Annotated in this window: 12 protein-coding genes and 1 other RNA gene; 6 read left to right on the plus strand and 7 right to left on the minus strand. The window is 68.6% G+C overall.

Features of this window, described 5'->3' with window-relative positions; all coding sequences use genetic code 11:
* Nucleotides 1-46: 46 nt before the first annotated feature.
* Nucleotides 47-664 carry a DUF5666 domain-containing protein gene (locus tag AC1DB1_RS16140; RefSeq protein ID WP_477201527.1) on the plus strand — a complete coding sequence of 206 codons (618 nt, stop codon included), beginning with the start codon at nucleotides 47-49 and terminating at the stop codon, nucleotides 662-664.
* Between the two features lie 6 nt (nucleotides 665-670).
* Here AC1DB1_RS16140 and AC1DB1_RS16145 read toward each other — a convergent pair whose 3' ends face one another.
* Nucleotides 671-1,339 (minus strand): SIMPL domain-containing protein, encoded by a 669-nt coding sequence (locus AC1DB1_RS16145; RefSeq protein WP_477201528.1) that lies wholly within the window; start codon nucleotides 1,337-1,339, stop codon nucleotides 671-673.
* A gap of 127 nt (nucleotides 1,340-1,466) precedes the next feature.
* Between AC1DB1_RS16145 and ssrA the strand changes: the two genes are divergently transcribed.
* Together ssrA and AC1DB1_RS16155 are read left to right on the plus strand one after the other, a co-directional pair.
* Nucleotides 1,467-1,859, plus strand: a transfer-messenger RNA (tmRNA) gene (gene ssrA, locus AC1DB1_RS16150).
* An 86-nt stretch (nucleotides 1,860-1,945) separates the two neighbouring features.
* A complete protein-coding gene (locus AC1DB1_RS16155; RefSeq protein WP_477201529.1) occupies nucleotides 1,946-2,749 on the plus strand; it encodes an MBL fold metallo-hydrolase in 804 nt (267 codons plus the stop codon).
* Here AC1DB1_RS16155 and rox read toward each other — a convergent pair.
* The gene (gene rox, locus AC1DB1_RS16160) at nucleotides 2,746-4,188 is read right to left on the minus strand and encodes a rifampin monooxygenase (protein ID WP_477201559.1); all 1,443 of its coding nucleotides are present in this window, start codon (nucleotides 4,186-4,188) and stop codon (nucleotides 2,746-2,748) included. The two genes, AC1DB1_RS16155 and rox, sit on opposite strands and share 4 nt — an antisense overlap.
* Nucleotides 4,189-4,310: 122 nt before the next feature.
* Between rox and AC1DB1_RS16165 the strand changes: the two genes are divergently transcribed.
* Nucleotides 4,311-4,880: a YdeI/OmpD-associated family protein gene (locus AC1DB1_RS16165; protein WP_477201530.1), complete on the plus strand. Its 570-nt coding sequence runs from the start codon at nucleotides 4,311-4,313 to the stop codon at nucleotides 4,878-4,880.
* Between the two features lie 40 nt (nucleotides 4,881-4,920).
* Here the strand turns inward: AC1DB1_RS16165 and AC1DB1_RS16170 are convergent, their stop codons facing one another.
* On the minus strand, nucleotides 4,921-5,460 hold the full coding sequence (locus AC1DB1_RS16170) for a CGNR zinc finger domain-containing protein (protein ID WP_477201531.1): 540 nt from the start codon (nucleotides 5,458-5,460) through the stop codon (nucleotides 4,921-4,923).
* Nucleotides 5,461-5,535: 75 nt separating this feature from the next.
* Here AC1DB1_RS16170 and AC1DB1_RS16175 point away from each other — a divergent pair, with 75 nt between their 5' ends.
* Nucleotides 5,536-6,777 carry an MFS transporter gene (locus AC1DB1_RS16175; RefSeq protein ID WP_477201532.1) on the plus strand — a complete coding sequence of 414 codons (1,242 nt, stop codon included), beginning with the start codon at nucleotides 5,536-5,538 and terminating at the stop codon, nucleotides 6,775-6,777.
* Nucleotides 6,778-6,959: 182 nt separating this feature from the next.
* Nucleotides 6,960-7,265, plus strand: a complete 306-nt coding sequence (locus AC1DB1_RS16180) for a hypothetical protein (protein ID WP_477201533.1) — start codon at nucleotides 6,960-6,962, stop codon at nucleotides 7,263-7,265.
* 12 nt (nucleotides 7,266-7,277) lie between these two features.
* On the opposite strand, the gene AC1DB1_RS16185 is transcribed toward AC1DB1_RS16180, so the two are convergent.
* Genes AC1DB1_RS16185 through AC1DB1_RS16200 form a run of 4 tightly spaced genes read right to left on the minus strand, consistent with a single transcriptional unit; the run spans nucleotide 7,278 to nucleotide 12,647 of the window.
* A complete protein-coding gene (locus AC1DB1_RS16185; RefSeq protein WP_477201534.1) occupies nucleotides 7,278-8,276 on the minus strand; it encodes an ABC transporter permease in 999 nt (332 codons plus the stop codon).
* Entirely contained in the window at nucleotides 8,273-9,214 is a 942-nt protein-coding gene (locus AC1DB1_RS16190) for an ABC transporter permease (RefSeq protein WP_477201535.1), read from the minus strand. The genes AC1DB1_RS16185 and AC1DB1_RS16190 overlap by 4 nt, the downstream gene beginning before the upstream one ends.
* Nucleotides 9,211-10,977, minus strand: a complete 1,767-nt coding sequence (locus AC1DB1_RS16195) for a dipeptide ABC transporter ATP-binding protein (protein WP_477201560.1) — start codon at nucleotides 10,975-10,977, stop codon at nucleotides 9,211-9,213. The genes AC1DB1_RS16190 and AC1DB1_RS16195 overlap by 4 nt, the downstream gene beginning before the upstream one ends.
* A 5-nt stretch (nucleotides 10,978-10,982) precedes the next feature.
* The gene (locus AC1DB1_RS16200; protein WP_477201536.1) at nucleotides 10,983-12,647 is read right to left on the minus strand and encodes an ABC transporter substrate-binding protein; all 1,665 of its coding nucleotides are present in this window, start codon (nucleotides 12,645-12,647) and stop codon (nucleotides 10,983-10,985) included.
* Nucleotides 12,648-13,232: the final 585 nt, after the last annotated feature.

Below are 13,232 nucleotides of genomic sequence, written 5' to 3' on the forward strand. Positions count from 1 at the left end.
AGACATTCCCAGCCCGTTGCGTGGTGGGCGGTGGTTCCATTGAGGCATGGATGAGCACCGTCCGCCACAGCCTGCACCTCCGCCACCGCCGGCAGCACGACCAGCGGGGCCTGCGACGCCCGCCGCGCCCGAGCCCTTCTATCGACGCTACGGACTCGCCTTCGCCATCGCGACCGCTGTGCTCGCGTTCATCGTGCTCGTGGGAACAATGGCGGTCGGCGTATTCGCTGTGACCTCCGTCGTCGCCCGAGTCGCTCACTCGCACTCGATCTCGCGACTGCTCCCTCAGGGCGACGGATCACAGGGCAACGGGTCGCAGGGCGGCTCGCAGGGCGATGGCTCGCAGGGTGGTGCGCCCGGGAAGTCCGACCCGGACAACCCCGTTCCGCAGACCGGGCGCCGGGTGGTCATCCAGGGCTCCATCCAGAAGATCTCGGGCTCCACCTGGACCGTAGAGACCCAGCGCGAGGGCACGGTCATGGTCGGCATCACCTCGTCGACGCAGTTCGGCGTCTCCGGCTCATCGACGCGGTCGGACTTCGCCGTGGGCGACGCGGTCACGATCGTGGGTCACCCGAGCGGGGACACCATCACCGCGACGCGTGTGCTGGCGGGAGACGAATCGGCCATGCGACCACCGCTTCGGCCGGGCACCAAGCCCTGACGACGTTCAGGATGCCGCGAAGCGCGCGTGCACCTGCACGGCGATGGTGATGTCTTCCGGCTTCAGCGCGAGCGTGCCGCCGTGGAAGTCCGCCGAGCCGACGCGCGCAAACATCGGCTCGATGGGGTGCGCGGGCGATGACGTGTCGCCGAGCATCCCTGGATCACTCAGTGCGAGTGGTTTGAGGGTGCCGAGTCCGAGGCTGGTGGCGTAGACGGTCGCCTTGGCGACGGCATTCTCGACGGCTCGGCGCCTGGCTTCCTGCACGAGGGTCTGCCGTCGTGCCTCCGTGAGGTCCCAGCTCACGCCGGAGACGCTGACCCCGTCGAGAAGGGAGACGACCCCGACCCAGTCCGACAACGCGGCCAGATCGCTGAACTTCACCTCGATGCCGACCTCGGCGTGGTAGACGATCGGCAGCTGCAGGCCGTCCTGGTTCCAGGGGCGGTCTCCCCAGACCCGCAGCTGGTCCGACGCCCACCACGTGACCGGTCCGGACTGAGGATGATGGAGGTCCCGCAGCTCGTCGGTGAGCGAGACGTGACGCTGCGTCGTGAGCGCGAGGACCTCATCCCGCGCGTCGCCCTGGTAGGAGATCGAGAGCCCCACGGTTCCACGCTCCGCGGGATGGTGGAGCTCGTATTCGCCCTGCACGGTGATGATCGTCTCGGCCATTGTTCGATCGTGGCATAGAACAGCGGTGCCGGTTGTTATACACTGAGTAGCTCGCCCATCGGGGCGAGTATGTATCTGCAACAACTCAACAGCGCGTGACAGCGACCAGGCCTCACCGGCCACGCATGGGGATGATCGGTTTCGACATTGTCTGCGAGAGTGTGAGAAGCGGGTCGAGGATGCAGGCTTATCTCGTAAACGATGTCTGCAAACTATAAGTGCCAATTCAAACAGCACTGTCTCTGCCAAGGCTGACTTCGCCCTCGCGGCGTAAGTTCCTTCGCAACTTATAGAGACCGTCAGACCGGGAATGCTCTCTACCCGGATCCTGGCGTAATTTAGAGAGATTGCTTCTGCGTTTCGTCTGAGGGCGCAGAGGGACTTCAACTGAGACTGGGCTCGTCGGTTTAGGTGCCAGTGGCAAATTCCGGAGCCGAGTAGAACGCTTGTACTGGCTACACCCGTAGAAGGCATATGACCACAGCAGTGGACGGGGGTTCAATTCCCCCCATCTCCACCATCAGGTCGCTGTCACGCGTTGCTTGAGATCCGTTTGCGAGCACGCCGGTCTTCCGGCGCCGGCGCCGCGCGGCGTACTCTTCAGCCATGCTGAACCGGGTCGCCGATGGTGTGTTCGTCCACGAGAGCGCGTTCTGTCAGAGCAACGCCGTCGTCGTTCAGGGGGCAGCCGGGGTGCTGCTCATCGATGCCGGTGTGCACGAAGCCGAGATCGCCTGTCTTGCGAATGACCTGGCTGATTCGGGCCAGACGGTGGTGGCAGGGTTCTCGACGCATCCGCACTGGGATCACCTGCTGTGGCATCCCGTTCTGGGCGACATACCGCGGTGGGCCACCGCACTGTGCGCGGACACCGCCCGCGAGCGGCTGTCCAACGGCATCGATGCTCGCCGGTTCGGCATCCCGGATGACGTGCCGCTCGACCTGCTCGGCCACATCGCGGGGCTGCCTGCCGGGTCGCCGCAGTTCCCCTGGGACGGTCCCGCGGTGCGGATCCTCGAGCATCATGCGCACGCGCCCGGCCATGCCGCCCTGCTGATTGAAGATCATGGGGTCCTGGTCGCGGGAGACATGCTGTCGGATGTCCTGATCCCCATGCTCGATCTGAACGCCCCGGATGATCCGATCGACGACTACCTCGCCGCGCTGCGGCTGCTCGAGGGCGTGGCTGGCGAGGTCGCGGTCGTCATCCCGGGTCACGGGTCCGTCGGGGGAGCCGACGACGTCCGGGCGCGGATCGACCAGGACCGCGAGTATCTGCAGGCGCTGCGGGACCGCCGCGATCCCAGCGACCCGCGTATCGGCCCGTCGGCCACGGACGGCTGGGAGTGGGTGGCTGACGTGCACACCGGCCAGGTGGCGCGCCTCGCCGAACGAAGCGCGCGCGACTAGCCGGAAGCGGCGGCGCCGAACCACCGCTGCAGGTGGATCGTGAGGTCGTGCTGGTCGTCGCCGATCCATGCCACATGACCGTCCGGACGCAGGAGCAGGGCGGGCACGTCGAGTTCGTCGAGCTGTTCGCTGGTGTCGATGACGTGATCGACCTGGTCGGACCATCCGGTCGCAGAGAGCCCGCCCGTGCGGTCGAGGAGGAGCCCCCGCCCTCCGTGCATCCGGTCGTAGAGCCGACCCCGCGACAGCCGGATGTCGCGCAGCCGCCTGCCGATCAGGTCGCGGTCGTCGCCGAAGTCGTAGCGCACCCCGATTCCGCTGACCCTCTCGATCAGGTAGCGGCTCACATCGTCGAAGGCCATCAGCTCCGTCACCAGGCGGCGCACCGCCTGCGGTCCCGGTTCGGAAGCGATCAGTTCCGACTGCGCACGGGTGATGGTCAGCACATCGGCGCCGACCGGGTGGCGCTCGGCGTGGTAGCTGTCCAGCAGCTCGCCCGGCGCCCAGCCGTTCACCTCGGCGGCGAGCTTCCAGCCGAGGTTGAACGCGTCCTGGATGCCGAGGTTGAGCCCTTGGCCTCCGAGCGGCGGATGCACGTGCGCCGCGTCTCCGGCGAGGAACACGCGGCCGGAGCGGTATCGCTCGGCCAGGCGGGTGGCATCGGTGAACCGGGACAGCCAGCGAGGAGAGTGGACGCCGAAGTCCGTGCCCGCATACGCGAGCAGCTGCGTCCGGAACTCCTCCAGGGTCGGCGGAGTCGTGCGATCCTCCGCGACGGTCGCGGCCGGTACGACGGCGCGGTGCAGCCCGTACCCGGCAGGGCCGATCCCGAAACCCTTGTGAGTCTTGCGGACCTCATCCGACACCGCGGCCAGTTCGTTCGGCGGCATCGTCACCTCGAGTTCGGCGAGAAGCCATTCCGTCTGCGCCGCATCACCGGGGAACCCGATGTCCAGCAGCCTGCGCACCGGGCTGCGGCCACCGTCGCAGCCGACCAGCCAGCGCGAGGTCAGGCGTGTGCCGTCCGAGAGTTCGACCGTCACGTGGTCGGAGTCCTGTTCGAGGCCGACCAGTTCGTGGCCGCGCCGGAGGTCGGCGCCGAGCTCGACAGCACGCTCGGTCAGCAACCGGTCGGTGACCGGCTGCGGGATGCCGAGGATGTAGCCGTGCGCCGTGTCGAGGGGTGACGACGACGGCGCTTCGATCCCGGCGAAGCGTCGCGCGCCACCCGGATACCGCTGGCCGTGCTCGAGAAACCGGTCCAGCAGTCCACGCTGATCCATGATCTCGATGCTGCGCGGCTGCAGCCCCAGCGAGCGGACCAGCGGACTCGGCTCCGCATCCTTCTCCAGAACGAGCACCTCGACGCCATGGAGCCGGAGCTCGCTCGCCAGCATCATGCCGGTCGGACCGCCACCGCTGATGATCACGTCGAACAGGGGACCCTCGGAAACCGTCACGGCTCACCATCCTGCTGCTGGCTCGGGTCGTGCGGCAAGCCCCCACGGCCGATCTGCGAAAAGGGAGTCGCGAGGAGGCACGCCTTCGTACACTGGGAGACATGGTCGAGAAAGCGCCGGCGCGGAACGCTGCGGCTCCGCCGGTCATCCGGTTCGACGCCGAGGTGCAGTGGATCGGTGACCGACCCATCATGCGGCTGCCGGCGGAGGCGAGCGCCGAGCTCCCGTCCCGCGGTCAGGTCGCGGTCACGGCGGTGATCAACGGGCGCGTATTCCAGACGGTGCTGGAGCCGGACGGCCTGCGTGGCCATTGGCTCGCCGTCGATGAGCGAATGCGGGAAGCGCTGACCGTCGCCGACGGTGAGGTCGACGTCGAGCTCGAACCTGTCACGGAGTGGCCGGAACCCGAGATCCCGGCTGATCTCCAAGGCGCCTTGGACGACGCTCCCGACCTCTCCGGCACGTGGACCGACATCAGTCCGATGGCGCGCTGGGAGTGGGTGCGCTGGATCAACGCGACCAAGAACCCCGAGACCCGCGACCGACGGGTCGAGGTGAGCATCTCGAAACTCCGGAACGGCAAACGGCGCCCCTGCTGCTTCGACCTCTCGTCGTGCACCGATCCCGAGCTGTCCAAGAACGGCAGGCTCGTCGGCGCCGACGGCGATTGAGGTCGGCCGGTCGCCGCGGGCGGCTGAGGGGACCGTCCCGTCAGGGCGTGTGTGCGGTGCGCACGCGGGCGCGGTACGCGGCGGACTTGGCGCGGTCGCCGCAGCCGGTCATGCCGCACCAGCGGCGATTGTGCGCGCGCGACGTGTCGATGTAGGGCCGAGTGCAGTCATCGCCGTCGCAGAACCGGACGCGGTCGTCGCTGAGAGCGGCCAGAGCCGCACGGGCGATCGCCGAGAGCACGGCGTCCAGATCACCGCGGCGCCGTACACCGTCGGCGTCGATGGACGGCACCGGCTCGGGATGCGCGGCGAACCGATTGAGTACCGCCCGCTCGGAAGGTGGCGGCGTTCCGCCCTGCGTGTGTGCGCGCACAGCGGTGTACGCCGCTTCGCGGAGTTCCAGCGCATCGGTGAGACCGCTGGTCGTGACGGTGGGGGCCTCGTCGACGATGCCGGCCATTGCGATCCAGTCGTGCAGGTCGGCGGGGGCGCGCAGTTTCTCCTCGGCGACACTGTCGCGCGAGGCGACGGTCGCGACGAAGTCGAGGGCAAGATTGCCGGCGAGGAAGGAGAAAACCACGTCACTACCTTGACAGGTGACGTGGCTCGGGTCAATGTTGGCGTCACTGGTTCAACCCGTGACGGAGGTGTCGGCGTGAGACGGCTGATCGCGTACTTCTCCGCCGCGACGCTCGCCCGCAGCGCCGATGCGGGCGCGATCGTGGCGGTGGTCCTGCTCGCCGCGGCGAGTCCAGCGACGTCCGGGCTCGTGGGACTGTTCGGCGCCGCGCTGACGGCACCGCATCTCGCCGGTCCGTTTCTGGCGCCGGTGCTCGACCGGACGCGGCGCCCGCGGATCATGCTCGCGGGCGCATTCCTGCTCTACGGCGTCAGTCTGGCGACGGCGGCCGTCCTGATCGTGGGTGGTTTCGTGGTGCCGAGCGTCGTGGCCCTGGTGATCGCCGGGGCATGCGGACCGCTCCTGACCGGAGGGCTGAGCAGCCAGCTGGGGCAGCTCGTCGCGCCGACGGCCCGCGCCCAGCGGCGCGCACAGGGGGCGGATGCGCTGACGTACGGGGTGGCTGCGACCATCGGGCCCGTCGTCGTCGCGCTCGTCGCGCGTTCGTCCTCCGCCGTCTGGGCGAGCATCGCTCTGGCAGGCTCCGCTGCGGTCGCGGCGATCGTCGTGCTCCTGATAGCCCGACGGAGCGCCACCTCCGACGACCGAGGGGAGCCCGCCCCGGAGGCCGTCCCGTTCTGGCGTGCTCTCGCGACGGTCTTCACCGTCGGTCCGCTGCGGCGGGTCACCCTCGTCGTGTGTCTCACGGCCGCCGCGGTGGGCGCCGTGCCGCTGCTCGGGCTGGCGTCGGGCATCCGGGCCGGCGCCGGAGCGAGTGAGGTCGCTCTGCTCGTCGCATTGTTCGGGGCCGGGAACCTCGTCGGCGCCGTCGCCGTGACCATCCGACCGCTCCGGACCGCTCCCGAGCCGACCGTCGGCTGGACGGCCCTCGTGAGCGCCTGCTGCCTCGTGCTGATCGCTCTGCCGCTTCCCTCTGTCGTGAACGCCCTCGCCTTCGGGCTGGTGGGGGCGGTGAGCGCGATCCAATTCGCATCGAGCCTCACGGCGCGGTCCGACTTCGCGCCGGAGGGCACACGCGCCCAGGTCTTCGTGACTGTAGGGGGGCTCAAGGTCGCCTTCTCCTCGCTGGGTGTGGCGGTGGCGGGCGTCGCCGCGGTGCGGGCGCCGGATGCTCTGCTCCTGATCGCCCCGTTGCTCCCGGCCGTCGCCTTCGCGGCGATGCTCGCCGACCGTGCGGCGGCGATGTTCGTGCAGCGACGACGGGGTCGCGCCTCACAGCAAGGGCATGGCCCGGGCGCGACGGGCTCCGCGGAATAGTCGCATTCCCATTGCGCCTCCAGGTGTTCGGCGTATCGTTCGTCCCAATCGGGAAAGACAGGCGCTCGGACCGTATCGGGACGGACGACGACGCCGTCGCCCGATGGGGGCGACGGCCCGGAAAGACGTGACGCGGGCCGTCGCCAGAAGCCGAAGCCGTCGAGGATCCGTATGCTGGGGGAGTGCCAGACCCGACACCAGCCCCCGCCGCACCGCGACGATTCGAACTCGAGCTCCGGCGCCCGCGCCTCGGCTGGTATCCGAAGCCGACCGTCGTGTTCGACGGGCACGGGCATCCGGCTCAGTGGGGGACGGGCACGTGGCAGGCGTCTGCAGACGGCGAGGCGACCGTCAGCGTCTACCTGTACAACCGGGTGTGGCGCTTCGGTGCGGCGTCAGCGGTCGTCGGCCCCGACGGCCCTGCGAGGCTGGTCTACCGCGCGCCGCTGCTGCCGTTCCTGCGCGGGTCGTTGCGCGCGGGGTCCTAGCCCCGGTCGCACTCAGGTCCGGACCTTCACCCGCGGGTCGATGATGCCGTACACGAGGTCGACGATCAGGTTCGCGATCACGATCAGGAACGCCGAGAACAGCGTGAAGCCGACGACGAGCTGCAGATCGAGTCCGTGCACCGCGTCGATGAGCATCGCTCCGAGCCCCTGCATCGAGAACACCTTCTCGGCGATCACGGCGCCGCCCAGGAGCGCACCGAGGTCGAGCCCGAAGATCGTGACGACGGGGATCAGCGCGTTGCGCAGTCCGTGGCGCACGACGACCTTCGATTCGGTGAGTCCCTTGGCCCTGGCGGTACGGATGTAGTCCTCGCCCATCACCTCGAGCATCTGACCGCGGGTGAGTCGGGCGTAGATCGCGCCGCTGATGAACGCCAGAGTGAACCAGGGGAGCAGCAGGTGCAGGAACCACTGCACCGGATCGTCGGTGAACGGCACATATCCGCCGGTGGGCAGGATCTGCAAGGTGAAGCCGAACAACAGGATGGCGAGGAGACCCACGAGATAGCTCGGGGTCGAGACGCCGGCGATGGCCACCGTCATGATGGTGCGGTCGACGGCCGTGCCGCGGCGCAGGGCCGAGACGACACCGCCGGCGACGCCGAAGACCAGCCAGACGATAGCGGCGCCGATCGCGATCGAGGCGGTGACCGGGAAGCGCGAGAAGATCAGGTCGGTGACGGTGGCGTTCTGCTGGAAGGAGTAGCCGAAGCACGGCGCCGGGCAGACCACCTCGGCCTGGCCGCTGCCGAAGGTGCGGCCGACGACGATGCCCTTGAGGAAGTTCCACAGCTGCTCGAACCAGGGGAGGTCGACCCCCATGAACGATTTGGCGCGCTCCAGGTTCTCGGGGGTGCACGGCCGGCCGCAGCTGAGCTGGGCGGGGTTGGTCGGGAGCAGATAAAAGATCGCGTACGTGATCGTGGCGATCACGGCGAGCACGACGATCACACCGAGCAGGCGGTAGGCGATGAAGGCGGCGAGTCTCATCGGGACCTCCCTCCTTGGCGGGGATCGAGGGCGTCGCGCAGACCGTCGCCGAACACGTTGAACGCGAGCGTGATCAGGAAGAGCGCCGCACCGGGGAAGACCAGGTACATCGGGTCGACCTGCACCCAGTTGATGGCGTCGCCGATGGTACGACCCCACGACGGCGTCGGTGGCGGGACACCGACACCGAGGAACGACAGAGCCGCCTCGGTGCCGATCATGCCCGGGATGAGGATCGTGGAGTAGACGATGATCGTCGCCGCCACGTTCGGCAGCACCTGCTTGAGGATGATGTGCAGCGGACGGGCGCCCATCGCGGCCGAGGCGACCACGAAGTTGCGCTCGCGCAGCGACAGGGTCTGGCCGCGCACGACGCGCGCCACGGGCGGCCAGCCGAAGAATCCGATGACCAGGATGATCAGGGCCGGTCTCGGGAACGACGTCGGCACGATCGCGGTCAGGGAGATCATGAAGATCAGGCTCGGGAAGCCGAAGATGACGTCGATGACGCGGCTCATGCCACGGTCGTACCAGCCTCCGGCGTAGCCGGTCGTGATGCCCACCAGCACGCCGATGGTGACGGAGACGATCGTCGCGCTGATGCCGACGAGGAGCGACGTGCGCGCGCCGTAGACGACGATGGAGAACAGGTCGCGGCCTGTGAGGGGCTCGACCCCGAACCAGTGCGTGGCGCTGATGCCGCCGCCGAAGCCGATCGGCGCGCCCGAGTCGTCGAGCGTGTCCAGGTGGTACGTGTACGGGTTCTGGCCCGGGATGGCCGTCAGCAGCGGCGCGAAGATCGCCGCGAGGAGGAAGACGGCGATCGTGATGGCGCCCGCGCTCGCCCAGGGGTCGGAGCGGAGATGCGCCACGACGTGGCGGAAGCCGGTCTTGCGGGCCGGGACGGCCTCGCGATCGAGCGATGCGGCCGTGGTCACGCGACCTCCCTCCCGTCGGCGGCCCCGGCAGCGCCGGCGGACGGGGCGGCGGCTGCGGCCTCCGCGTCGAGCACGCGCCAGGTCTCGCGCCGTGCGGCCTGGGCGACGGGGTCGGCGACAGGCGCCGCGGCCAGCAGGCGCTTCGTGTACGCCTCCTGGGGTGCGAGCAGCACGCGTGCTGCGGGCCCTGCCTCGACGATGCGCCCGTTGTGGAGCACCGCGACGTCGTCGGCGAGCTGTTCGACGACGGCCAGGTCGTGGCTGATGAACAAGCACGCGAAACCGAACTCCTCCTGGAGTTCGCGGAGGAGTTCGAGCACCCGGGCCTGAACCGAGACGTCGAGGGCGCTCGTCGGCTCGTCGGCGATCAGCAGGGATGGCCGCAGCGCGAGGGCGCGCGCGATGGCGACCCGCTGGCGCTGACCGCCGGAGAGCTCGTGCGGGAAGCGGTCGGCCATCGCCGGGTCGAGCTGAACGGCCGCCAGCAGATCGGCGACCCGCGCGGCCCGCTCCGCGCGGGTGAGGCGGGTGTGCAGTCGTAGAGGCTCTTCGATGCACTGGGCGATCGTGAACCGCGGGTTCAGCGACGATGCCGGGTCCTGGAAGACGTAGCCGATCCGCGTGCGCGCACGACGCAGCTCGGCTCCGGAGGCGGTGGCGAGGTCCACGTCGTCGACCGTGACCGCTCCGTGCGACACCGGCACCAGCCCGGCGAGGGCTCGCCCGATCGTCGATTTTCCGGAGCCGGACTCGCCGACCAGTCCGAAGAACGTGCCGCGCCGGATGCGCAGGCTCACGTCGGCGACCGCGGGAGCACTGCGCCGGCCCCAGCTGCGGTTGCCGTAGACGATGCTCACGTCGCGCAGCTCGGCGGCGGCGCTCACGGGCGCGTCGGCCGCGTCGGCGGCGCTCGACGGGGCTTCGGCATCGGCGATCAGGGCATCCGGTCGCTGGTCGCCGAGACGCGGGACCGAGGCGAGCAGGGTTCTGGTGTACTCCTCGCGCGGGTTGGCGAAGAGCTCGGTGGCGTCGGCGCGCTCGACGACGACACCTTCGCGCATGACGACGACGTCGTCCGCGAGGTCGGCGACGACGCCCATGTCGTGCGTGATGAGCAGGATCGCCATGCCGTTGCGCTCCTTCAGATCGCGCAGCAGGTCCAGGATGCCCGCCTGTACGGTGACGTCGAGCGCGGTCGTCGGCTCGTCGGCGATGAGAGCGACAGGGTCGCACGAGATCGCCATGGCGATCATGGCCCGCTGGAGCTGGCCGCCCGAGAGCTCGTGCGGGTAGGCGCGCACGATCCGCTCCGGGTCGCGCAGCCCGACGCTGCGCAAGAGTTCGAGGACACGCTCGTTCGTCGAGGAGCGGTCGGAGGTCATCCGGTGGGTGCGGAGCGCTTCGGCGATCTGGTGCCCGATCGCGATCACCGGGTTGAAGGCGTTCATCGGCTCCTGGAAGATGGTGCCGATCCGGCCGCCGCGCACGCGCCGGAGCTGTTCGTCGCTCGCGCGGACGAGGTCCTCGCCCTCGAGCTCGATCGAGCCGTCGACGACGGCGTTGCCGGGGAGGAGCCGGAGAACCGACATCGCGGTCACGCTCTTGCCGGAGCCGGATTCCCCGACCAGGGCGAGTACGCGACCGCGGTGCAGCTCGAACCCGACGTCGTGGACGACGGTGCGGGTCGAGCGCGGTGAAGAGCCGTCGCCGGCGGTGAACGAGACCGAGATCCCGTTCACCGCCAGCACGGCGTCCGTGTGCATGGAGCTCACTTGCCCAGCGACACCTTGAGGTAGTTCGGGTACGCGGGGAACGAAGCGATGAAGAAGTTCTGCACGTTCGAGCCGCGGAGGAACGACTGCTTGGTGTAGGTCAGCGGCACGACGGGCGAGTCCTGCATGATCCGCTTGTCGGCCTCGGCCCAGAGCGCCTGCGCCTTCTCCTGGTCCACCTCGCCGGTCGCCTTCGCGATCAGCGCGTCGACCTCGGGGCTGGAGTAGCGTGCGACGTTGTAACCGCCGCCACCGATCTGGCTCGAGTCGAACAGCGGCTGGATGTTGCTGTTCGCGCTCGGGAAGTCGGCCTGCCAGTAGCTCAGGTTCAGGTCGTAGTTCGCCGTGTCGGCGGTCGAGTCGGCGTAATAGGTGTTCGAGTCCTCGGGCTTGAGGGTCACCTTGATGCCGGCACGCTCGATGCCCTGCTGGAGGGCCTGAGCCTGCGCGAGCGACGCGGAGTCGTTCTGCGTGAGCAGCGTCAGGTTGAGGTCGGTGGAGTGACCGGCCTCCTTGAGCAGCGACTTCGCCTTGGCGACATCACCGTCGGCGCCGGCCGGGTACAGGTCGTAGTCGACGCGCCCGGGGATTCCAGGGGTGATCAGCGTCGTCGCGGCCGTCGCGGTCTTCGCGCCGCCGGTGGCGATGATGAACGCCTTCTTGTCGACCGCGTACTGGATGGCCTGACGAACCTTGAGGTCCTTGAGCGCACCCTTCTGCGTGTTCATCGCGAGGTAGCCGAGCGGGCCCGCCTTGGAGGTCGCGACACGCGACTTCACCGACGGGTTCTTGTCGACCTGGGCGAGCTGTGCGGCACCGAGGTACTGGGCGCCGAACGAGTTCTTCGCGTCACCGATGTCGGCGATCAGGGTCTGCGCGGCGGTGCCGGCGTCCTGGCTCATCTTGAACACGACACTGTCGGGTCCTGCCGTGCGCACCGAGTCGGTCGAGGCCGACCAGTTCGGGTTGCGCACCAGCGTGAGCGCGGTGCCCTGCTGGTTGGTCTTGACCTTGTACGGTCCGCTTGCCACCGGGTTCTGGCCGTAGGTGCTGGGGTTGTCCTTCGCCTTGGGAACGGGCGCGAACGCCGGCATGGAGGCGATCCACGGCCAGTCTCCGTAGGAGCTGGTCAGGTGGAAGACGATGGTCTTGTCGTTCGGGGTCTCGATCGAGGCGAGGTCGCCTCCGCTGTACGGTCCCTTGTACGCGGCGCCCCCGACCAGGAGCGACTTGTGGTAGCTGAGGCCGCCGGAGAGCTCAGGGGCGAAGGACCGCTCGACACCGTACTTGATGTCGGCCGAGGTGATCGGCGAGCCGTCGGAGAGCTTGAGGCCGTCCTTCAGGGTGTAGGTCCAGGTCTTGCCGCCGTCACTCGGCGTACCGGTGTTCGTGGCGAGGTCGGGGACGACTTTGGCGGGAGCATCCGGGCTGATCTGCCAGGTGGTGAGGCGGCGCTCGATGAGGCCGAGGGTGGTGATCGCCAGGTTCTGGCTCTTCGCCGGGTCGAGGTCGATCTGGGTCTGCTGGGTCAGGATCGTGAGTGTGCCGCCCTTGGTGGTGGCGCTGGTGGATCCGCCGGAGCTCGAGGACGCCGCGGTGCAGCCGGTGAGTACCAGGGCTGCCGCGACGGCGAGCGCGCCGACACTTCTGAGATGTTTCATAACTGTGAGGCCTCTTTCGTGGTTCGAATCACCCAAACGCATGCGGACGCCGGCATGTTCCCGATGGTCGGCGGGAGCGTGGCGCACAAGCAACGATCCTCTCCCCGAAGGGCCCACAAATCCAATTCGTGACGTTGTGTGGCGGCCGGCGATCGTCGCTGCGCGTCAGGTTTCGAGGGATTCTGGAGACGTCGCCAGAGGTTGTCTTTCCGCCATGGAGTTTGTTTGTTTCGACGTTCGGGACAATCTAGTCGGCGGGTTCTGTCGAACAATCTCCTGAGAACCGCGGCGCAGCAACAGACGAGAAGTGCTCGCGGCAATTCCGCCGGCCGTCTGAGCGATCACGCGTCCGGGCGAGGGAGCCTGTTCTGCGGCCGAGTCGTAGCGAGCGTGTAGCGTTTGGGGCCCCTTCACCCGGCCCATTTGCGGGACAGGTATACGGGAATCCCGTGCTCAACTTGCTGTTGACAACATGGCCCTCACTTTGCGGTTCGGGCGCGTTTCGGCGAGCGACCGTTGACCGGGCGTCCGCAGACGAATCGTTCTGCACGATCTCGGTTCTCCCTGCCGAGGAATCTATGCCTG

It is taken from the genome of Leifsonia sp. 10N434, from assembly GCF_056394405.1.